We start from the raw sequence: 20496 nt of genomic DNA, 5'->3' as shown, positions 1-20496 counted from the left end.
TGTCGCGGAACGCGGCGGGGGTCCCCCGGGGGTCTCCGTGCGCTGCAGCGGAGAGGAACCCATGTCCCTGCGTCACCTGATCGGCCCCCGAGCCGGCGCGCTCGCCGTCGCCGCGGTCGCGGCCACGGCCACCACGGCGGCCCTGCTGCCCCCGCTCACGGCGTCCGCCGCCACCCCGGCGGTCACCGCCGTCACCGAGGACGGCTACGACACCGCGCCCGCCGAGGCGGCCGCCGCCTGGCTCACCGCCCAGCTCGCCGAGGGTGACGGGGTCCTCCAGACCAGCTACGGCCCCAACACGAGCGCCACGGTCGACGCCGGCCGCAGCTTCTACTACGCGGGCGACGACGAGGCGGTCGCCGCGGTGACCGACGCCGTCGAGCCGCTCGCCGCGTCGTACACCGGCGACAACGGCTTCGGCACCCTCGTCAGCGCGGGCGGCACGGCCAAGCTCCTCACGCTGGTGCAGTACGCCGGGGGTGACGCGACGTCGTACGGCGACGTGGACCTGGTCGAGCGCCTCGAGGGCCAGGTCACCGTCGACGGCCCGGCCGAGGGCCGCATCTTCGACACGTTCGACCCCGAGAACGAGTTCGCGGCCGACTACGCCAACGGCTTCGGCCAGGCGTTCGCGGTCGAGGCGCTGAACAGCGCCGGCAGCGACCTCGCGCCCCTCGCCACCGCGTTCCTGCTCGAGCAGCAGTGCGCCGACGGCGGCTTCCGCCTCTACTTCTCCGACCCGGCCGCCGCCGACCAGTCCTGCGACGCCGCCGGCGGGGAGGGCAGCACCGACGTGACGGCGCTCGCGATCCTCGCGCTGCTCGACCAGTCCGCGGACGAGGTCAACCAGGAGGCGATCCTCGGCGCGGTCGACTTCCTCGCGGCCACGCAGGGTGACGACGGCGCGTGGGGCGACGGTGGCGAGATCGGCGCCAACGCCAACAGCACCGGCCTCGCCGGCCTCGCGCTCGGCGTGCTCGGCGAGCTCGACGAGAACCCCGCCGGCATCGGCTTCGAGCCGGAGGCCGCGGCCGCCTGGCTGCGCCAGCACCAGGTGAACGAGATTGCCTCGTGCCGCTCGCAGCTGAACGGCGACCAGGGCGCGCTCGCCTACGACGACGCCGCGCTCGCGGCCGGCCGCACCGACGGCATCACCGAGGACACGACCTACCAGTGGCAGCTCGCCACCGCCCAGGCGTTCCCGGCGCTGCAGTGGACGCTCGCCGCCGAGGGTCGTCCCGGCATGCGCGCCGACTCGGGTCGTCAGCGCTCCGGCGGCACCATGTCGGTGCTCGTCGCGGGGCTCGCCCCGGGCGAGACCGGCTGCCTCGTCGGTGGTCAGCAGCCCGTGTTCGTGACGGCCGACCTCGACGGCCAGACCACGGCCACCGTCCGCGTGCCGGTGGGCACCGCGCTGCGCAACCTCTACCTGGGCACCACCGGCCGCTCGTCGGTGAAGATCTCGTACTGGTCGCTCGCCGCCAAGCGCTTCGGCCTGACGTCGACCGCGACCGTGCGCCAGAACGGCCAGGTGGCCGTCAAGGTCAGCGGGCTCGCGCCCGGCGAGCCGTTCACGCTCAGCTACCACGGCCGCGTCCGCGGCACCGGCAAGGCGGACGCCAACGGACGCGCCTCCTTCGCCTTCCGCGGCGGCAGCACGCTCGGCCGGTGGGAGTTCGCGATCGTCGGCCAGTACGCGGACCGCTTCGTGAAGTCCACCTTCACCGTCGTCAGGTGAGGTTCGCCCGCTTCGTCGCCGCCACCGCCCTCGCGGTGGCGGCGACGCCCGTGCTCGGCGGCGTCACCGCCGCCCCCGCCGAGGCCGCCGGGTGCACCGGCGCCGGCGGGGTGACGGTCGTGGTCGACGGCACGACGCTGCCCGCGGGGGGCGGCGTCGACGCGCGCTGCGTCGGCTCCGGCGGCAACGCCGACGACCTGTTCGCCTCGGCGGGCTTCTCGATGGGCTTCCACCCGGGGCAGCCCGGCTACGTCTGCACGGTCGACGGCGCCCCCACGACGCGGTGCGGCGACGACCAGCGGGCGAAGAACTACTGGAGCCTGTGGTGGTCGGACGGCTCGTCCGGCTGGCAGTACTCGGGCGTCGGCGTCACGGGGCTCAAGGTCCCGGACGGCGGCTACGTCGCGTGGACCTGGCAGAACGCCGGGTCGATGGACCGGCCGCGGATCGCCGCGACCGACCGTTCGGCGGGCTCCGGCAGTGGCTCCGGCTCCAGTCCCTCGGCGCCCTCGAACCCCGGCAGCGGCTCGGGCGGCGGCGCGGCCGGCTCCCCGAGCGGCGGCGCGTCCCGCGGCACGGCCCCCGCGACCACGCCCGGCGGCGATGGTGCGCCGAGCAGCGGCGTACCGGGGTCGGCGACGACCGACCCGACCGACGGCCCGTCGGGGACGCCCACGACGGGTGCGACCACGGAGGCCGGTGCGCCGACGACGGAGCCCACCGCGGCGCCGACCAGCGGTGCGCCGAGCGCGGGGGAGACGCTCGCCTACGACGAGGGCGCGACCGTGGCCTCCGAGGGCAGCAGCGACGCGGCCGACGAGGCCGCGGGCGGCAGCGTGCCGTGGTGGGCGCTCGGGCTCGTGGCCGTGGTGCTGGCCGCGGGTGGTGGCGGTGTCGCCCTCGCCCGGCGGAGGAGGTCGGAAGCGGGTCCGCTGCTGTGAGCGGGCGGGCGGCGGTCGCCCGCCTGCCCCGTGAGCTGCACCCGCTCGCGTGGTGGGGCTGGGCCGTCGGGCTGGCCGCGGCGGCGTCCACCACGTCGAACCCCTACCTCCAGCTGCTGCTCGTCGCGGTGGCGTGCGTCGTGGTGGTGGCCCGACGGACCGACCACCCGTGGGCACGCGTCTTCCACCTCTACCTCGCCGTCGGGGCGCTCATCGTCGTGCTCCGGGTGCTGTTCCGGCTGCTCGTCGGGGGCGCCTACGGCACGCGCGTGCTCGTCGACCTGCCCGAGATCCCGCTGCCTGACGCGGTCCTCGGCATCCAGCTCCTCGGGCCCGTCACGCAGGAGGCGCTGCTCGGCGGGCTCTACGACGGCCTGCGCCTCGCGACCATCGTCATCTGCGTCGGCGCCGCCAACGCCCTCGCCAACCCCAAGCGGCTGATGGCCTCGATGCCGGCGGCGCTCTACGAGGTCGGCACCGCCCTCGTCGTCGCCGTCAACGTGATGCCCCAGCTCGCGCAGTCGGTACGCCGCGTGCGCGCCGCCCAGCGCCTCCGCCCGTCGCCCGCGGGCCGGGCGCGGCGGTGGACGAGCATCCGACGGGTGCTCGTGCCGGTGCTGGAGGACGCGCTCGACCGGTCCCTGGCCCTGGCGGCCGGGATGGACACGCGCGGCTACGGCCGGTCCGGCACGGCGACCCGGGCGCAGCGCCTGCGCACCGGGGCCCTCATGCTGGGAGGCATGGTCGGGATCGGCGTGGGCGTCTACGGGGTGCTCGACCTCACCGCTCCCCGCTGGCTGGCGCTGCCGATGCTGGCGCTCGGCGTGGCGCTGGCGGTGGCCGGCATGGTCGCCTCGGGACGGCGGGTGGGACGCACGCGCTACCGACCGGCGCCCTGGCGGTGGCCCGAGGTCGTCGTCGTGGCGACGGGCGTCGCCGTGCTGGCCGCCTTCCTGGTGCTGCGGGGCACCGAGCCGCGCGTGCTCGAGCCCGACCTGCTCGCGGCCCCCGTGGTGAGCGTCGCGGCCCTGGCGGCCTCGCTGCTGGGGCTGGTGGCGCTGCTCGCGCCGCCACCGCCCGGTCCCGACGGGGGTGCGCGGTGATCGAGCTGCGCGGGATCACCTTCACCTACGACGACGCGTCCTCCCCGGTGCTCGACCGGGTGGACCTCGAGGTCGACGAGGGCGAGCTCGTGCTCGTGGCCGGGCGCACCGGGGTCGGCAAGTCGACGCTGCTGGGCGTCGTACCGGGGCTCGTGCCGCGGTTCACCGGCGGCACCCTCACCGGTGACGTGCTCGTCGACGGGGAGAGCATCGTGGACCTGCCGCCGCGCGAGCGGGCGCACCTCGTGGGCTACGTCGGGCAGGACCCCGTCGCCGGTTTCGTCACCGACACGGTGGAGGAGGAGCTGGCCTACGGCATGGAGCAGCTCGGGCTCACGCCGGCGACGATGCGACGCCGCGTCGAGGAGACGCTGGACCTGCTCGGCATCGCCGACCTGCGCGCGCGGGACCTGCGGGCGCTCTCCGGCGGGCAGCAGCAGCGGGTCGCCATCGGCGCGGTGCTCGCCGCCCACCCGCGGCTGCTGGTGCTCGACGAGCCGACGTCGGCGCTGGACCCGACGGCGGCCGAGGAGGTGCTGGCGAGCCTGACCCGGCTCGTCCACGACGTCGGCCTGTCGGTGCTCCTCGCCGAGCACCGGCTGGAGCGCGTCGTACCGTTCGCCGACCGCACCTGCCTGCTCACCGGCGACGGCCACGTGCGCGTCGGCGACACCGCCGACGTGCTGCGCGAGGCCCCCGTCGTGCCCCCGATCGTCGAGCTCGGCCGCCGGCTGGGCTGGGAGCCGCTGCCCCTGACCGTGCGTGACGCGCGGCGACGGGTGCGCGGGCTCGGGCTGCCCGCCGCGCCGACCGGCCCCGATCGTCCGCCCACGAGCGCCGGGCTCACGGGCCGCGGCGTGACCGTCGCCCACGGGCGGCGGGCGGTCGTGCGCGAGGTCGACGTCGACTTGCCGGGCGGTGTCGTGACGGCGCTGATGGGACGCAACGGTGCCGGCAAGTCGAGCCTCATCTGGGCGCTGCAGGGCTCGCGGAAGCGGTACGCCGGCCGGGTCACCGTCGACGGCGTCGACCCGGCGGCGGTGTCGGCGGAGGAACGGGTACGGCGCGTGGGACTGGTCCCGCAGACCGCGGCCGACCTGCTCTACCTCGAGACGGTGCGCGAGGAGTGCGCCGCCGCCGACGCCGGCGCCCGGGTCGACGCGGGATCGTGCGCCGCGCTGCTCGCCACGATGGTGCCGGGGATCGACCCGGAGCAGCACCCGCGCGACCTCTCCGAGGGCCAACGGCTCGCGCTGGTGCTCGCGATCGTGCTCGTCGCCGAGCCCCCGGTGCTGCTGCTGGACGAGCCGACCCGCGGTCTCGACTACCCGGCGAAGGAGGCCCTCGCGGTGACGCTGCGGCGTCTGGCCGACGCCGGCCACGCCGTGCTGGTGGCCTCGCACGACGTGGAGTTCGTCGCGCGGGTCGCCGACCGCGTCGTCGTGATGGCCGAGGGCGAGGTGGTCTCGGCCGGCACCGTGCGCGACGTGCTCGCCGAGTCGCCGTCGTTCGCCCCGCAGGTCGCGAAGATCACCGGCGCGGGCTGGCTGACGGTCGACGAGGTCGTCGCGGCGGCGGAGCGATCGGCAGGGGAGACCCCGTGAGCGCGGTCGGCACCCCGGTGCCCATCGGCCGGCGCTCGGCACTGGTGCTCGGCGCCGCCTCCGTCGCCGGCCTCATGATGCTCGTCTGGCCATTGCTCGTGCAGGCGGAGGCCGGGGCGCGGGTGCAGCCGCCCTTCCTCTTCCTCGTGCTGCTGCCCGTCGTGCTCGCCGTGGTCGTCGCGGAGCTCAGCGAGGGCGGCCTCGACGCCCGGGCGCTCGCCGTGCTGGGTGTGCTGACGGCGGTCAACGCCGTGCTGCGCGGCATGGGCGCCGGGGTCGCGGGGCTCGAGCTCGTCTTCTTCCTGCTCATCCTGGCCGGCCGGGTGTTCGGGCCCGGGTTCGGTTTCGTGCTGGGGGCGCTCTCCCTCTTCGCGGGAGCGCTGCTGACGGCGGGCGTCGGACCGTGGTTGCCCTACCAGATGCTCGTCTCCGCCTGGGTCGGCCTCGGCGCCGGCCTGCTGCCGCGGCGGGTCCTGGGCCGACCGGTGACCGGGCGGTGGGAGATCGCGCTGCTCGCGGCGTACGGCGTCCTCGCCGCCTACCTCTACGGCCTCCTGCTCAACCTGCAGGGCTGGCCCTACCTGCTCGGCATCGGCATCCCGGGCGTCGACGGCCAGGGGCTGATGTTCGTGCCGGGGGACCCGCTGCACGAGAACCTGGGCCGCTTCCTCGTCTACACGCTCGTGACCTCGACGACGAGCTGGGACACCGGCCGCGCCCTCACGACGGCGCTCGCCCTCGTGCTGCTCGGCCCGTCGGTGCTCGTGACCCTGCGCCGGGCCGCGCGCCGCGCGCGGGTGGTCCGGGCCTGAGGCGCCCCGGCCCGCACCGGCCCGGGGTCGCGAACTGTGCACCTGGGGCAGGGTCCGGCCGGCACTGACCCGCACCAACCGCACAGTTCCGCGCCTCTGGCACCCACCCCGCCGCCCGCGGCGCGCTCGTGTCCTGAGGGAGGAGCGGCCGCGTCGGAGGAGCGCAGCGGGGGAGGCGTGGTCGGGATCGACCGAAGGGCGGGAGCCTGCAGCGCCGCGGGCACGGCCGAGCGGAGCGAGGCCCGAAGGCACCGCGACGTGTTCTGCGGAACGGATGCATCCTGCCCGCTCGCCGGAGTGCGTCCGTTCCGCAAGATCGGCCGGGGTCGCGAACTGTGACCCTGGGGCAGGGTCCGGCCGGCTCTGACCCGCACCAACCGCACACTTCTGCACCCCTGGCACCCCCCCGACGCCCGAGGGAACGCACCGGCCGAGCGGAGCGAGGCCAGAGAGCGCAGCTATCCCAGCCGCAACCGCACGACCCGGTCGTCGCCGTCGCGCGGCGTGACGCGTCCGTCGGTGTTGTTCGTCAGCAACCACAACGTCCCGTCGGGCGCGGGCGTGACCTGGCGCAGTCGCCCGTAGTCGCCCTCCAGGTACGCCGTGGGCTCACCCACCACGGCACCCCCGTCCGCGGCCAGGTCGATGCGCCAGAGCCGCTGCCCGCGGAGGGCGGCCATCCAGAGCGAGCCCTCGGCGTACGCCAGCCCGGAGGGCGAGGCCTCGTCGGTCGTCCAGGTCGCGACGGGGTCGACGAAGCCCTGGCTCTCGCCGCCGGTGCCTTCGACCTCGGGCCAGCCGTAGTTCCCGCCGCCCTCGATGAGGTTGAGCTCGTCGAACGCCTGGTCGCCGAACTCGCTGGCCCACAGCCGCCCGGCCTCGTCGAAGGCGAGGCCCTGCACGTTGCGGTGCCCGAGGGAGTAGACGGGGGAGGCGGGGTCGGGGTTGTCCGGGGCGGGGTCGCCGTCGGGGGTGATGCGCAGGATCTTGCCCGCGAGCGAGTCGGGGTCCTGGGCGAGGTCGGGCTGGCCGGCGTCGCCGGTGGCGACGTAGAGGTAGCCGTCGGGGCCGAACTCGGGGCGCCCGCCGTCGTGGCGGTTCGAGCTGGGGATGCCCGTCAGCACCGCCTCCTGCTCCCCGAGGGTGCCGTCCTCGGTGAGGGTGCGGCGCACGACGCGGTTGTCGTCGGCGGTCGTCAGGTAGAAGTACAGCTGCCGGTCCTGCGCGAACTCGGGCGAGACCGCCACGCCCAGCAGGCCCGCCTCGTCGGGGCCCTCCGCCTCGGGGAACTCGCCGGCCTCGACGACGGTGCCGTCGTCGTACACGATCTTCACGAGCCCCGTGTCGCGCTCCGGCACGACGGCCGCGCCGTCGGGCATGAAGGCGACGTCCCAGGGTGCGTCGAGCCCGGTCGTGACGTCGCCCGCGGCCTCCGGCACGCGGGGCGTCGGTGGCGTCGTCGCGGTGGACGTGGTGGGCGCCGGTGCCGAGGACGAGGAGGACGGCGCGGACGGCGACGGTGCCGCCTCCCCGTCCGCGTCGGGCTCGTCCGTGCCGCAGGCGGCCAGCGCGAGCAGGGCGGAGGCGGTCACGACGGCGGCGGTGCGGCGCATGGCCCCACCGTACGCACGCGCCCGACAGCGCTCCCGTCAGTCGGACCCGTCGGTCGGACCCGTCAGCCGGGCCCGTCAGCCGAGCCCTCGCGCTCCGCCACCCGCGCGAGCAGCTCCCGCAGGAGCCGGTGCACCTCGGCGGGCTGCTCCATCGCGATGAAGTGCGAGCCGCGGAGCTCGACGTACGTCGCGTCCGCCATCCGCTCCGCCGCCGAGCGCATCGCGTGGGAGCCGGCGAGGATGTCGGCCGAGCCGGCGACGAACAGCGCGGGCGCGTCGATCGTGCTGAGGGAGACCCGCTGGTGGCGGGCGGCGTGGAGCGCCAGGTGGAAGTACCAGTCGAACGGCGTCGTCAGGAACTCGCGCACGGCCACGGCGGCGTTCTCGCGGTCCTCGATGGGGAACATGAACCCCGTGCGGCCGAGCACCGAGATGGTGCGCGGAGTGACGGGCACGGCCTGCGCGACGGCGCTGATCGCGGGCCCGAGCAGCCGGGCGACGCGGGTCGTGCCGACGGCGAGCCCGCGGCGTACCGGCGCCGGCAGGCGCGTCGGCTCCAGCATCGTGGAGAAGGTCGCCCCGGGCACCCCCGCCAGCGCGAACAGGCCGGAGACCCGGTCCGGGTGCAGCGTGGCCAGCTCGAACTGGGTGTTGACGCCCATCGACCACCCGATGGTCGGCGCCCGGTCGAGACCGGCGTCGTCCATGACGGCGACCGCGTCCTCGACGAGCGAGTCGATGCCGATGTGGCAGCGGTCGACCGGCCGCTCCGAGCCCCCCACGCCGCGGTGCTGCCAGGACACGACGCGGATGTCGCACGCCGGGTCGAGGAGGAACGGCCACGTGTAGGGGTTGGTCCCCAGCCCGTTGCACAGCAGCACGGTGGGGCCGGGGAGGGCGCGGTCGGGGTCGTTGGTCCAGGCCCGCAGCCGGGTGCCGTCGGCACTCGTGACGTCGTGGTAGGTCAGCCGGACGGGGCTCTCGGACGGGCTGGCGTCGCCGTCGACGGCCCGGAGGGAGGGAGGCACAGCACCCGATTGTGCACGACGTGTCGACTGTTCACCTCGCCGTTCACCTCTCCGTCGCCCGGGTGGCCGGCGCCCGTCGACCGCGGGGCGTGGGCTCGGGAGCCGTGCACCCATCTCGGAGAACTGTCCTGGGGGCCGGCGCCGTCCTGGCGCCCGCGCTCGCCCTGCCCGCCCTCCCCGCGTCCGCCGCGGCGAGGCCCGATGCGCGGCCGACCGCCGCCGCTCGCACCCCGCTCGCCGACCCGTTCACCCTCGGCGTCGCCTCGGGCGACCCCGCGCCCGACGGGTTCGTCGCCTGGACCCGCCTGGCCACCGAGCCGCTCGCCGCCGACGGCGCGGGCGGCATGGCGTCGCGCCGCTTCCCCGTGCGCTGGGAGGTGGCGCAGGACGCCGGCTTCCGCCACGTCGTACGGCGCGGGACGGTCAGCGTCGGACCGGAGTCCGGGCACGCCGTCCACGTCGAGCTGACGGGTCTGCGGGCGGGCCGGGAGTACTGGTACCGGTTCGCGCTCGGTCCCCACCGCTCGCCGGTGGGCCGCGCCGTGACGGCGCCCGCGCCGTGGGCCCTGCCCCGCGAGCTGCGGATGGCCTTCGCCTCCTGCTCGAACTACCCCGTCGGGTTCTTCACCGCCTACCGCCACCTCGCCGACGAGCAGCCCGACCTGGTGCTCCACCTCGGTGACTACCAGTACGAGGGCGCGGCCAACCCGGCCCACCTCCGTCCCCACGCGGGACCCGAGACGACGACGCTGGCCGGCTACCGGCAGCGGCTCGCGCAGTACAAGACCGACCCCGACCTGCAGGCCGCCCACGCCGCGGCGCCGTGGCTCGTCGTCTGGGACGACCACGAGGTGGACAACAACTACGCGGCCGGGGTGCCGGAGAAGCCCGCCGAGCAGGGCGGGTTCCTCGAGCGCCGCGCCGCGGCGTACCGCGCCTACTACGAGAACATGCCGCTGCGCCGCACCTCCGTGCCCCGCGGCCCCGGCCTGCAGCTGTTCCGCCGGGTGACGTGGGGGCGGCTGGCGAGCTTCCACATGCTCGACACGCGCCAGTACCGCTCCGACCAGGCCCAGGGCGACGGCTGGAAGGAGAGGGGCGGCGGCTATGACGACCCGGCCCGCACCCTCACCGGCCGGGCCCAGGAGCGGTGGCTGCTCGACGGGTTCGCCCGCTCCCACGCGCACTGGGACGTGCTCGGCCAGCAGGTCTTCTTCGGCGGCCGGCGCAACGCCCAGGGGGCGCGGGAGACGGTGTCGATGGACTCGTGGGACGGCTACCCGGCCTCCCGCGAGCGCATCCAGCGCGGCTGGGTCGACGCCGGGGTGCGCAACCCCGTCGTGCTCACCGGCGACGTCCACACCCACTGGGCGGGGGATCTCTACCTGGACTACGACGCGCAGGACGCACCGATCGGCTCGGAGCTCGTCACGACGTCCATCACGTCGGGCGGCAACGGCTACGACGAGCCGTCGGGCAGCCACCCGTGGTTCTACGACAACCCGAACCTGAAGTTCTGGAACAGCCTGCGCGGCTACGTCTCGACGACGATCACGCCGGACGCCCTCACCGCGGACTTCCGCTGCGTGCCGGCGGTGACGACGCCGGGGGCCGACGTGTTCACGCGGCGCTCCTACGTGATCGAGGACCGGGTGCGCGGTCTCCAGCAGGTGGCCGACACCCCGCTCGCGGGCGCCGGCCCGGGGATCGCGACCCGGCGGGCGCGCCCCAGCGACGCGCAGATCGTGGAGGACACGATCCGGGAGGAGACGGGCTCCTAGCGCGACCGCGCCGCGGCGCCTCAGTCCGGGGCGGGCCCGGAGTGCACGGGTCCGCCCCGCGACGTCGCGGTCGCGCCGGCCACCGCCGCAACGACGCAGGCGATGGCCGCGACCTGCAGCGCCGTGAGCAGCTCGCCGAGCACGACGAGGGCGGCGACGGCGGCGGCGGCCGGCTCCAGGCTCATCAGGATCCCGAACACCGACGGGGGCAGGGTCCGGAGCGCCACGAGCTCGCAGCTGTAGGGGATCACCGAGCTGAGCAGCCCCACCGCGAGCCCGACGAGCAGCACCCGGGGGTCGAGCAGCACGTCGCCGTGGACGGCGAGCACGTGCGGCGTCAGCGGCAGCACCGCGACCAGGCTCGCCACGGCGAGCCCGTCGAGACCCTCCCAGCGCGCGCCGGTGCGGGCGCTCAGCAGGATGTACGCCGCCCACGCGGCCCCGGCGAGGAGCGCGAACCCGACGCCCACCGGGTCGAGGTCCGCCGGCTCCGCCCCGAGCAGCACCACGCCGGCGGCCGCCAGGCCGACCCACACGAGGTCCCGGACCCGACGCGATCCCAGCAGGGCGAGGGTGAGCGGCCCGACGAACTCGATGGTCACCGCGATCCCGATGGGGATGCGGGCGAAGGACTGGTAGATGGCCCAGTTCATCAGCCCGAGGCTGAGCCCGAAGCCCACCACGACGTACCAGTCGGCCCGGCTCCGTCCCCGCAGCGACGGGCGGATCCACAGCAGGAGCACGAGGGTGCTCGTCAGCAGCCGCAGCCAGACGATGGTGGTCGGCGACACCTCGCCGAAGAGCCCCTTGGCGAAGGCGGCGCCGATCTGCACCGACGCGATGCCGACCAGGACCAGACCCACCGCACGTCGCACGCGCCGATGCTAGTGCGGTGGGTCCGGTGGGCTCAGACCGGCAGCTCCTCGTCCGGGCCGACGACGGGGCTCGGCACGCCCGCGGTGATGACGGTGCCGTCGGCGCGGTGGCCGCCGATGAGCGGCCGGTCGCCGAGCAGGCCGTCGATGCGCGGGCCCTGGCCGTCGAGGTCGACGACGACGTCGTGACCGGGGTGGGCGACGTGGTCGGTCCCGCGCACGCGGAAGGGGAACGTGCCCTCCTCGCCGCGGACCGCGACGGTCATCGTCTCCTGGGTGACGGTGATGTCCGCCGTGACGTCCTGCCAGCGCAGCGGGAACGACAGCGACGGCCAGTCGACCGGCAGGCGCGGGTCGAAGGAGAGCCGTCCGCCGTGGTCGCGCATGCCGCCGAACCCGCACACGAGCGTCTGCCACACACCGCCCATCGACGCGACGTGGAGGCCGTCGACCGTGTTGCCGTGCAGGTCGGCGAGGTCCACGTAGAGCGCCGAGCGGAAGTACTTCATCGCGGCCTCGTGGTAGCCCACCTCGGCCGCCATCACCGACTGCACGACCGCCGAGAGCGTGGAGTCGCCCGTCGTGATGGGGTCGTAGTAGTCGAAGTCGGCCTTCTTCTCCTCCGGCGTGAACCGGTCGCCCTGGAGGAACAGCGCCAGCACGACGTCGGCCTGCTTGAGCACCTGGAACCGGTAGATCACCAGCGGGTGGTAGTGCAGCAGCAGCGGACGCAGCTCGATCGGCGTGCGCGAGAGGTCCCACACCTCGCGGTCGAGGAAGTGCTCGTCCTGCGGGTGGATGCCGAGGGTCTCGTCGAACCGGGATGGTCATCCCGGCCGCGCAGCGGGCCCACTCCTCGACCTCGTCCGGCTGCAGCCCGGTCCGCGCGACGATCTGCGTGTACGCCGCGGGGTCGCTCACCGCGACCTCGCGCACCGCCTGCACGGCCTGCTCCAGGTTGTAGCGCGCCATGACGTTGGTGAACAGGTTGTTGTTGACGACCGTCGTGTACTCGTCGGGACCGGTCACACCGTGGATGTGGAACGACGCGGCGCCGTTGGTGCGCCAGAACCCGAGGTCGGCCCACATCCGGGCGGTCTCCACCAGGATGTCGATGCCGTCGCGCACCAGGAACCCCGAGTCGCCCGTGGCGTCGACGTACTTGCTCAGGGCGTAGGAGATGTCGGCGTCGATGTGCACCTGGGCGGTGCCCGCGGCGTAGTAGGCCGACGCCTCCTCACCGTTGATGGTGCGCCAGGGGAAGAGGGCGCCCTCCTGCGCCATCTCGCGGGCCCGCTCGCGCGCGGCGGGCAGCATCCGGCAGCGGAAGTGCAGGGCGTTGCGGGCCGCGTCGGGCTGCGTGTAGGTGAGGAACGGGAGCACGTAGATCTCCGTGTCCCAGAAGTAGTGCCCCTCGTAGCCCGACCCCGTCACGCCCTTCGCGGGGATGCCCTGCTGGTCGGCGCGCGCGCTGGCCTGCGCCAGCTGGAAGAGGTTGAAGCGGATGGCCTGCTGCAGCTCCGGGTGCCCCTCGACCTCGATGTCGGCGTCCGCCCAGAAGCGGTCGTACCAGGCGCGCTGCTCGGCGTGGAAGTGGGGGATGCCGATGCGGCGGACCCGGTCGAGCGTGCGGTCGCAGCGGTCGGAGAGCTCGCGCACGGGCACGCCGCGCGACGAGTGGTAGGCGACCGCCTTCTCCAGCGTCACCGTGTTGCCCTCGGTGGCGTCGACCCGGACGACGTACTTGGCCGAGTCCTCCTCGGCGCTGTGGATGATCTCGTAGGTGTCGTCGCACGTCAGCACGTGGTCGGCGGCGACCGCGACCGTCATCCGCGACCGGGCGCACACGTAGCCGAGCATCATGCGCTGGTCGGTGGAGTAGTGGGCCCGGGGGAGCAGCACGCGGTGGTCGAAGCCGGCGGCCTTGCGGGGGTCGATGCCCTCGCCGAGCGCGGCGTCGGCGACGTGGTACTCGTCCTTGCCGTCCTGGCGGTTGAGCATCTGCGAGGAGATGACGATCGGCGCGTCGCCGTCGAGCATCGTGACCTCGAGGCTGAGCAGCGCCAGGTGGCGCTCCGTCATCGACACCATCCGGGTCGAGACGACCCGCACGCGCTTGCCCGCGGGGGTGCGCCACACGAGGGTGCGGCTCAGCACGCCCGACGCGAAGTCGAGGCTGCGCTCGTAGTGCTCCAGGTCCGCCGTGCCCAGGTTGAGCGGCTCGTCGTCGACGTAGAGCTTGAGCACCTTGACGTCCGGCACGTTGACGATCGTCTGACCGGTGCGCGCGAAGCCGAAGGCGCTCTCCGCGTGCTGGATCGGCCAGGTCTCGTGGAAGCCGTTGATGAAGGTGCCGTGCGCGTGGGCGTCACGGCCCTCGGCCGGGTTGCCGCGCATGCCCAGGTAGCCGTTGGAGACGGCGAACAGCGTCTCGGTCAGGCCGAGGTCGCCGGGGTAGTGGTCGGTCTCCACGAACCGCCACGGGTCGACCGGGAACCGGCCGCGGTCGAGCGGGTCCTCGGGGATGTCCTTGGTCATGGTGGCCATCAGGCGTCGCCCTCGCCGTCCGCCGAGCCGGGCACGAGCTCGGCCAGGTCGTCGACCACGAGGGTCGCCCCCGCGGCCGTGAGCGCCTCGGCGCCGGCGCCGCGGTCGACGCCGACCACGTCCGCGAACCGTCCGGTCGCGCCGGCGCGGACACCGGAGACGGCGTCCTCGATCACGACGCTGGTGGCGGCGGTCGCGCCCAGCACCTGCGCGGCGTGGAGGAACGTGTCGGGCGCGGGCTTGCCCGGCAGGCCCAGCTCGTGCGCGACGGCACCGGAGACGACCGTCTCGAACCGGTCGAGGAGCCCGGCGGCCTCGAGCACCGCCGGCGCGTTCGCCGAGGAGGAGACGACGCCGAGCCGCACCGGCAGGGTCGCCAGGTGGTCGAGCAGCGCCACGGAGCCCGGGTACGCCGTCACCCCGTCGCGCTCGAGCACCGCGTTGAAGGCGTCGTTCTTCCGGTCGCCCAGCCCGCGCACCGTGTCCGTCTCGGGACCGTCCGACTCCTCGCCCTCGGGCAGCGGGATGCCGCGGGAGGCGAGGAAGTCGCGCACCCCGTCGTACCGCGGCTTGCCGTCCACGTGGTCGAAGTAGTCCTGGTCCGTGTAGGTCGCGGTGTCGCCCTCGCCCTCCCAACCGGCGAGGAAGTCGTTGAACATGACCTCCCACGCCCGCATGTGGACCTCGGCGGTCGGGGTGATCACCCCGTCGAGGTCGAAGAGCACGGCGGCACGGTCGCCCCAGTCGATCTGTCGCGTCACGGCTACAGGCTAGGGGCCCGGTCGGGCGGGCGGGGGAGGTGCGTCGTAAACGACCGGTGACGACCGCATCTCACCCCCGCCCCGGCTCAGATGACCCCGAGCGCGAGCATCGCGTCGGCGACCTGGATGAAGCCGGCGATGTTGGCGCCCGCGACGTAGTCGCCCGGCGTGCCGTAAGCGTCGGCCGTCGTCAGGCAGCGCTCGTGGATGCCGCGCATGATCTCCGCCAACCGGGCCTCGGTGTGCTCGAACGACCAGGAGTCGCGGCTCGCGTTCTGCTGCATCTCCAGCGCGCTCGTCGCGACGCCTCCCGCGTTGGCCGCCTTCCCGGGGCCGAAGGCGACCCCCGCCTCCCGCAGCACGTCGACGGCCTCGGGCGTGCAGGGCATGTTGGCGCCCTCCGCCACCAGCAGGCAGCCGTGGTCGGCGAGCCGCCGGGCGTCGGCGGCGTCGAGCTCGTTCTGCGTGGCGCAGGGCAGCGCGATGGTCGCGGGGACGCTCCACACGGAGCCCGGTGCGGTAGTCCAGGCCCCGTTCCTCGGCGTACGCCGCGAGGGAGGCGCGCCGCTGCTCCTTGACGTCGCGGAGGAGGGCGAGGTCGATGCCGGCCTCGTCGACGACGAAGCCGCCCGAGTCGGAGCACGCGACGACGGTGCCGCCGAGCTGGTGGACCTTCGCGATGGCGTGGATGGCGACGTTCCCCGAGCCGGAGACGACGACGCGCCGGCCGTCGAACGACGTGCCCCGGTGGGCGAGCACCTGCTCGGCGAAGTGGACGAGGCCGTAGCCGGTCGCCTCGGGACGCACCTGCGAGCCGCCCCAGGTGACGCCCTTCCCGGTGAGCACGCCGGACTCGTAGCGGTTGGTGATCCGCTTGTACTGACCGAAGAGGTAGCCGATCTCGCGGCCGCCCACGCCGATGTCGCCGGCCGGGACGTCGGTGTGCTCGCCGATGTGGCGGTAGAGCTCCGTCATGAAGGACTGGCAGAACCGCATGACCTCGCCCGGCGTCCTGCCCTTCGGGTCGAAGTCGGAGCCGCCCTTGCCGCCGCCGATGGGCAGGCCGGTGAGCGCGTTCTTGAAGATCTGCTCGAAGCCGAGGAACTTCACCGTCCCCGCGAGCACGGTCGGGTGGAAGCGCAGGCCGCCCTTGTAGGGGCCGAGGGCCGAGTTGAACTCCACCCGGAAGCCGCGGTTGATCTGCACGCGGCCCGCGTCGTCGACCCACGGCACGCGGAAGACGATCTGGCGCTCCGGCTCGCAGAGGCGCGTGAGGATGCCGGCGTCGGTGTACTCCGGGTGGCGCCCCACGACCGGCCCGAGCGAGCCGAGGACCTCGCGCACGGCCTGATGGAACTCCAGCTCACCGGGGTTGCGGCGCAGCACCTCGGCGTAGGTGTCCTGCAGGTGCGGGTCCAGCTCGTCCGTCACGGTTCGTCCTGTCGTCGTCGCTCGTCCGGGGGTTCGGATCGGCGGTGACGCTAGCGAAACGACGAAACCAGGGTTTCAGCGGGGCGGTCGGTCCCGCGGGACGCCGTACGACGCGGGAACCGCCGGGTCTACCCTTGCGCCATGACCGGTGGCACGCCCTCGACCCCTGCCGCGCCCGCGGCTCCCAGCACCCCCGACATCAAGCCGCGTTCCCGCGACGTGACGGACGGCCTCCAGGCGACCGCCGCCCGGGGCATGCTCCGTGCGGTCGGCATGGGGGACGACGACTGGGTGAAGCCGCAGATCGGCGTCGCGTCGTCGTGGAACGAGATCACGCCCTGCAACCTGCCGCTCGACCGCCTCGCGAAGGCCGTGAAGAACGGTGTGCACGCGGCCGGCGGCTACCCGCTGGAGTTCGGCACCATCTCGGTGTCCGACGGCATCTCGATGGGCCACGAGGGCATGCACTTCTCGCTCGTCTCCCGCGAGGTCATCGCCGACTCGGTCGAGACCGTGATGATGGCCGAGCGCCTCGACGGCTCCGTGCTGCTCGCGGGCTGCGACAAGTCGCTGCCCGGCATGCTCATGGCCGCCGCGCGCCTCGACCTGGCGAGCGTGTTCCTCTACGCCGGCTCGATCATGCCCGGCAAGGTCGACGGGCGCGACGTCACGATCATCGACGCCTTCGAGGCCGTCGGCGCCTGCCTGGCCGGCAAGATCTCGCAGGCCGAGGTCGACAAGGTCGAGCGCGCGATCTGTCCCGGCGAGGGTGCGTGCGGCGGCATGTACACGGCCAACACCATGGCCGCCGTCGCCGAGGCCCTCGGCATGTCGATCCCCGGCTCGGCCGCGCCGCCGGCCGTCGACCGCCGCCGTGACGGGTTCGCCCACAAGTCGGGCGAGGCCGTCGTCGAGATGCTGCGACGCGGCATCACGGCCCGCCAGATCATGACGAAGGAGGCGTTCGAGAACGCCATCACCGTCGTCATGGCGCTCGGCGGCTCCACCAACGCGGTCCTCCACCTCCTCGCCATCGCCCGCGAGGCCGAGGTCGACCTGACGCTCGACGACTTCAACCGCGTCGGCGACAAGGTGCCGCACCTCGGCGACCTCAAGCCCTTCGGCAAGTACGTGATGTACGACGTCGACCAGAAGGGCGGCATCCCCATGGTGATGAAGGCCCTGCTCGACGCGGGTCTCCTCCACGGCGACTGCCTGACCGTGACCGGCAGGACGATGGCGGAGAACCTCGCCGACATCGCCCCGCCGCAGGTCGACGACGACGTCATCCGCAAGATCGACCGCCCGATCCACGCCACGGGCGGCCTGACGATCCTCCACGGCACGCTGGCGCCCGAGGGCGCCGTCGTGAAGTCGGCCGGCTTCGACGAGTCGGTCTTCGAGGGCACGGCCCGCGTGTTCGACGGCGAGAAGGCCGCGATGGCGGCGCTCGCCGCGGGCGAGCTGAAGCCGCGGGACGTCGTGGTCATCCGCTACGAGGGCCCCAAGGGCGGCCCGGGCATGCGCGAGATGCTCGCCATCACCGGTGCCATCAAGGGCGCCGGCCTCGGCAAGGACGTCCTGCTCCTCACCGACGGCCGGTTCTCCGGCGGCACGACCGGCCTCTGCGTCGGCCACGTCGCGCCCGAGGCCGTCGACGGCGGTCCCATCGCCTTCGTCCGCGACGGCGACCCGATCACGCTCGACGTGGCCAACCGCCGCCTCGACGTCGCCATCGACGACGAGGAGCTCGAGCGCCGCAAGGTGGGCTGGGAGCCGCTGCCGCCGAAGTACACGCGCGGCGTCCTGGGCAAGTACGCCCGCACCGTCGGCTCGGCCGCCCACGGCGCGGTCACGGGCTGATCCGCTGCCGACCCGCTCGGCCGCCCCGGAGGAGCACCCCCCGTCCGCGGCCGAGCTCGACGCGTGGCACCCGCTCGCGGCGCTGGTCCGTCCCCGTCCCGGTGACGACCCGCTCCGCGGGCCGGTTCCGCGCGCGCCCGCCCGGCTGGCCCGGCCCCCGGCGGAGGCCCGGCGCCTGATGGTCGGGGCCCGTGGTCGGCGGTGACCCGACCCGGTAGAAAGAAAACGCGGACGCATCCGGGCCCGGACGAGGAAAACGCGGACCTCTCAGCACCTCCGGTCCGCGTTTTCCTCACCCGGGTGCCCGGACCCGGCCGGGCCCCGGGCGCCCAGGCCTACTGAGCAGCCCGCTCCGACGCCCCACCCGCGCGCGCGAACGCCGGCCGCGCGAAGAACAGCACGAGCACGACCCCGAGCGCCATCGCGGCCGCGGGCAGCAGCACGGCCTGGGCCATCGCGTCCGAGAACTGCGCCGCGACCTCGGGCGGCATCGCCCCGGTGCCCGTGCGGACCTCGTCGACCGAGCCGCCCGCGCCGGGCAGGTTCGCCGTGAGCCGGGCCTGGATGAGGGCTGCGACGGCGGCACTGCCCAGGACGGCACCGATCTGCCGGGTCGTGTTGTAGACGCCCGACCCGGCGCCCGCCGACGACAGCGGGAGGTTGCGGGTGGCGGTGGCCGACAGGGGCGCCCAGAGGAACGCGCTGCCCGCACCGAAGAGCGCGAGGGGCAGGAGCACCTGCCACACCGGGCTGTCCGGCGTCATCACGCGGCTGAGCCACGCGAGCGCGACGGCCGAGAACAGGAACCCGGCGGCGGTGATGCTGCGGGGGTGGACGCGGTCGACGAGCCGGCCCACGAGCGGAGCCAGGAAGCCCGTGGCCAGGGCCATCGGCACCAGGAGGAGACCGGTCTCGGTGGGGGACCAGCCGCGCGCCGCCTGCGCCCAGAGCGTGACGGGGAAGCTGAACGCCGTCACCGCGAACGCCACGAGCGTGATGCCCCCGTTGGCCAACGAGAAGTTGCGGTCGCGGAAGAGGCCGAGCGGCACGAGCGGCTCACGCTCGATCCGCGCCTGCCAGCCGACGAAGACGGCGAGCACGACGAGGCCGCCGACGATGAGGAGCGGCACCGAGATGATCCCGGTGATGGTGCCCCAGTCGTACTTCTCGCCCTCCTGGATCCCGAACACCAGCAGGAACATCCCGACGGCGCTGAGCGCCACCCCGACCCAGTCGAAGGTGTGCGCGTGGGTGGGCAGCGCGGGCACGAGGCGCAGGGCGAGCACGAACGCGACGACGCCGACCGGCACGTTGATGAAGAAGATCCACTCCCAGCCGGGGCCGTCCACCAGCACGCCGCCGAGGATCGGTCCGACGAGCGTGGCGACGCCGGCCGTCGCGCCCCACAGCGCCATGGCCGGTCCGCGTCGGGCGGCCGGGAAGGTGCGGGTGATGACGGCCATCGTCTGGGGCGTCATCATCGAGGCGCCGAAGCCCTGGAGCACCCGCGCCACGATGAGGCCCTCGATGGTCGACGTCAGCCCGCACCACAGGGAGGCGAGGGTGAAGACGCCGAGCCCGACGAGGTAGATGCGCTTCGGGCCGACCCGGTCGCCGAGCCGGCCCGTCACGAGCAGCGGGACGGCGTACGCGAGGAGGTAGGCGCTCGTCACCCAGATGACGTTGTTCACGTCGGTGTCGAGACCGGTCATGATCGCCGGTGTCGCCACCGACACGATCGTGGTGTCGACCAGGATCATGAAGAACCCGATGACCATGGCCCAGAGCGCCGGCCAGGGATTGGTGTCGGGGGCGTCCGTCGTGGAGGTGGGAGAGGCGGTCACGTCGGCCATGGCAGATCTCCGTCGGTGAGTCGGGTGATGAGGGTGTCGAGCCAGGCGATCTCGGCGCGACGCAGGTGGAGCGCGCGGTCCGCCTCGATCCAGTAGGCCTCCAGCACGTCGTGCTCCCGCACCGAGGCGATCAACCCGGCGAGCACGGCGGCGTCCGCCCGGAGGGCGTCGAGCTGCTGGGACAGGTCCGCGAGCACGTCGACCCGCGGCAGGTTGTGGGCCTCGGCGAGGCCGAGGGCCGCCTCGGGGTACGCCGCGGCCGGCGCCCGCAGCAGGTCGCGGAGCCGCGCGGTGAGGGCGCCGCGGCCCGTGTCGGTGATCCGGTACGTCGTGCGCTCGGGCCGGTTGCCGTCGCGCTCGGTGCCCGCGACCTCCGCCAGCCCGGCGGCGGCGAGGCGTTCGACGGCGTGGTAGAGCGAGCCGGGCCGCACCTTGACGACACGGTCCTCGTGGCGGTCGAGCAAGGTCTGGAACATCTCGTACGGGTGCATCGGACGCTCCGCGAGCAGCGCGAGCGCGGCGACGGCGATGGGGGTGAGTCCCATG

At 74.3% G+C, this 20496-nt stretch carries 13 protein-coding genes and 2 pseudogenes; 7 read left to right on the top strand and 8 right to left on the bottom strand.

The genetic code is table 11. The annotated features are described in order from the left end of the window. Positions 1-61 precede the first annotated feature (61 nt). From QE405_RS11820 to QE405_RS11800, 5 genes are read left to right on the top strand one after another with little or no spacing between them, the layout of a single operon-like run. Positions 62-1738: a prenyltransferase/squalene oxidase repeat-containing protein gene (locus QE405_RS11820; RefSeq protein ID WP_307200932.1), complete on the top strand. Its 1677-nt coding sequence runs from the start codon at positions 62-64 to the stop codon at positions 1736-1738. Further along, the gene (locus QE405_RS11815; protein WP_307200930.1) at positions 1735-2679 is read left to right on the top strand and encodes a hypothetical protein; all 945 of its coding nucleotides are present in this window, start codon (positions 1735-1737) and stop codon (positions 2677-2679) included. Before QE405_RS11820 ends, QE405_RS11815 begins: the two co-directional genes overlap by 4 nt. Further along, positions 2676-3782: an energy-coupling factor transporter transmembrane component T gene (locus tag QE405_RS11810; protein WP_307200928.1), complete on the top strand. Its 1107-nt coding sequence runs from the start codon at positions 2676-2678 to the stop codon at positions 3780-3782. Before QE405_RS11815 ends, QE405_RS11810 begins: the two co-directional genes overlap by 4 nt. Then, positions 3779-5386 (top strand): ABC transporter ATP-binding protein, encoded by a 1608-nt coding sequence (locus QE405_RS11805; RefSeq protein ID WP_307200926.1) that lies wholly within the window; start codon positions 3779-3781, stop codon positions 5384-5386. The genes QE405_RS11810 and QE405_RS11805 overlap by 4 nt, the downstream gene beginning before the upstream one ends. Further along, complete coding sequence (locus QE405_RS11800; RefSeq protein WP_307200923.1) at positions 5383-6198, top strand: ECF transporter S component; 816 nt, start codon at positions 5383-5385, stop codon at positions 6196-6198. The genes QE405_RS11805 and QE405_RS11800 overlap by 4 nt, the downstream gene beginning before the upstream one ends. A 458-nt stretch (positions 6199-6656) precedes the next feature. On the opposite strand, the gene QE405_RS11795 is transcribed toward QE405_RS11800, so the two are convergent. After that, positions 6657-7811: a PQQ-dependent sugar dehydrogenase gene (locus QE405_RS11795; protein WP_307200921.1), complete on the bottom strand. Its 1155-nt coding sequence runs from the start codon at positions 7809-7811 to the stop codon at positions 6657-6659. A 62-nt stretch (positions 7812-7873) separates the two neighbouring features. After that, positions 7874-8839 (bottom strand): alpha/beta fold hydrolase, encoded by a 966-nt coding sequence (locus tag QE405_RS11790; RefSeq protein ID WP_307200919.1) that lies wholly within the window; start codon positions 8837-8839, stop codon positions 7874-7876. 20 nt (positions 8840-8859) lie between these two features. Here QE405_RS11790 and QE405_RS11785 point away from each other — a divergent pair, with 20 nt between their 5' ends. Continuing rightward, positions 8860-10620 carry an alkaline phosphatase D family protein gene (locus tag QE405_RS11785; RefSeq protein WP_307200917.1) on the top strand — a complete coding sequence of 587 codons (1761 nt, stop codon included), beginning with the start codon at positions 8860-8862 and terminating at the stop codon, positions 10618-10620. Between the two features lie 20 nt (positions 10621-10640). Here the strand turns inward: QE405_RS11785 and QE405_RS11780 are convergent, their stop codons facing one another. From QE405_RS11780 to gdhA, 4 genes and pseudogenes are all read right to left on the bottom strand, one after another. Next, positions 10641-11495 carry an EamA family transporter gene (locus QE405_RS11780; RefSeq protein ID WP_307200915.1) on the bottom strand — a complete coding sequence of 285 codons (855 nt, stop codon included), beginning with the start codon at positions 11493-11495 and terminating at the stop codon, positions 10641-10643. 32 nt (positions 11496-11527) lie between these two features. Further along, positions 11528-14033 (bottom strand): annotated as a pseudogene (locus QE405_RS11775) (glycoside hydrolase family 65 protein). A gap of 8 nt (positions 14034-14041) precedes the next feature. Then, positions 14042-14803: an HAD family hydrolase gene (locus QE405_RS11770; protein WP_307200913.1), complete on the bottom strand. Its 762-nt coding sequence runs from the start codon at positions 14801-14803 to the stop codon at positions 14042-14044. 86 nt (positions 14804-14889) lie between these two features. After that, positions 14890-16222 (bottom strand): annotated as a pseudogene (gdhA, locus tag QE405_RS11765) (NADP-specific glutamate dehydrogenase). Positions 16223-16375: 153 nt separating this feature from the next. Between gdhA and ilvD the strand changes: the two are divergent. Next, positions 16376-18097, top strand: coding sequence for a dihydroxy-acid dehydratase (gene ilvD / locus QE405_RS11760; protein ID WP_307200911.1), 1722 nt, complete (start codon positions 16376-16378; stop codon positions 18095-18097). Positions 18098-18432: 335 nt separating this feature from the next. On the opposite strand, the gene QE405_RS11755 is transcribed toward ilvD, so the two are convergent. After that, the gene (locus QE405_RS11755) at positions 18433-19950 is read right to left on the bottom strand and encodes a DHA2 family efflux MFS transporter permease subunit (RefSeq protein ID WP_307200909.1); all 1518 of its coding nucleotides are present in this window, start codon (positions 19948-19950) and stop codon (positions 18433-18435) included. Beyond that, complete coding sequence (locus tag QE405_RS11750) at positions 19938-20495, bottom strand: PadR family transcriptional regulator (RefSeq protein ID WP_307200907.1); 558 nt, start codon at positions 20493-20495, stop codon at positions 19938-19940. The genes QE405_RS11755 and QE405_RS11750 overlap by 13 nt, the downstream gene beginning before the upstream one ends. Position 20496 lies beyond the last annotated feature (1 nt).

The sequence above is a fragment of the Nocardioides zeae genome (assembly GCF_030818655.1).
GTDB lineage: Bacteria > Actinomycetota > Actinomycetes > Propionibacteriales > Nocardioidaceae > Nocardioides > Nocardioides zeae_A.
The sequence above is the reverse complement of the archived record's forward strand: the minus strand, read 5'-3'. Positions and strand labels throughout refer to the sequence as shown.

Excerpts from the sequence above, each read along its gene's own strand:
- ilvD (WP_307200911.1), top strand. The coding sequence starts at position 16,376 with ATGACCGGTGGCACGCCCTCGACCCCTGCCGCGCCCGCGGCTCCCAGC.
- QE405_RS11795 (WP_307200921.1), bottom strand. The coding sequence starts at position 7,811 with ATGCGCCGCACCGCCGCCGTCGTGACCGCCTCCGCCCTGCTCGCGCTG.
- QE405_RS11820 (WP_307200932.1), top strand. The coding sequence starts at position 62 with ATGTCCCTGCGTCACCTGATCGGCCCCCGAGCCGGCGCGCTCGCCGTC.
- QE405_RS11755 (WP_307200909.1), bottom strand. The coding sequence starts at position 19,950 with ATGGCCGACGTGACCGCCTCTCCCACCTCCACGACGGACGCCCCCGAC.
- QE405_RS11750 (WP_307200907.1), bottom strand. The coding sequence starts at position 20,495 with ATGGGACTCACCCCCATCGCCGTCGCCGCGCTCGCGCTGCTCGCGGAG.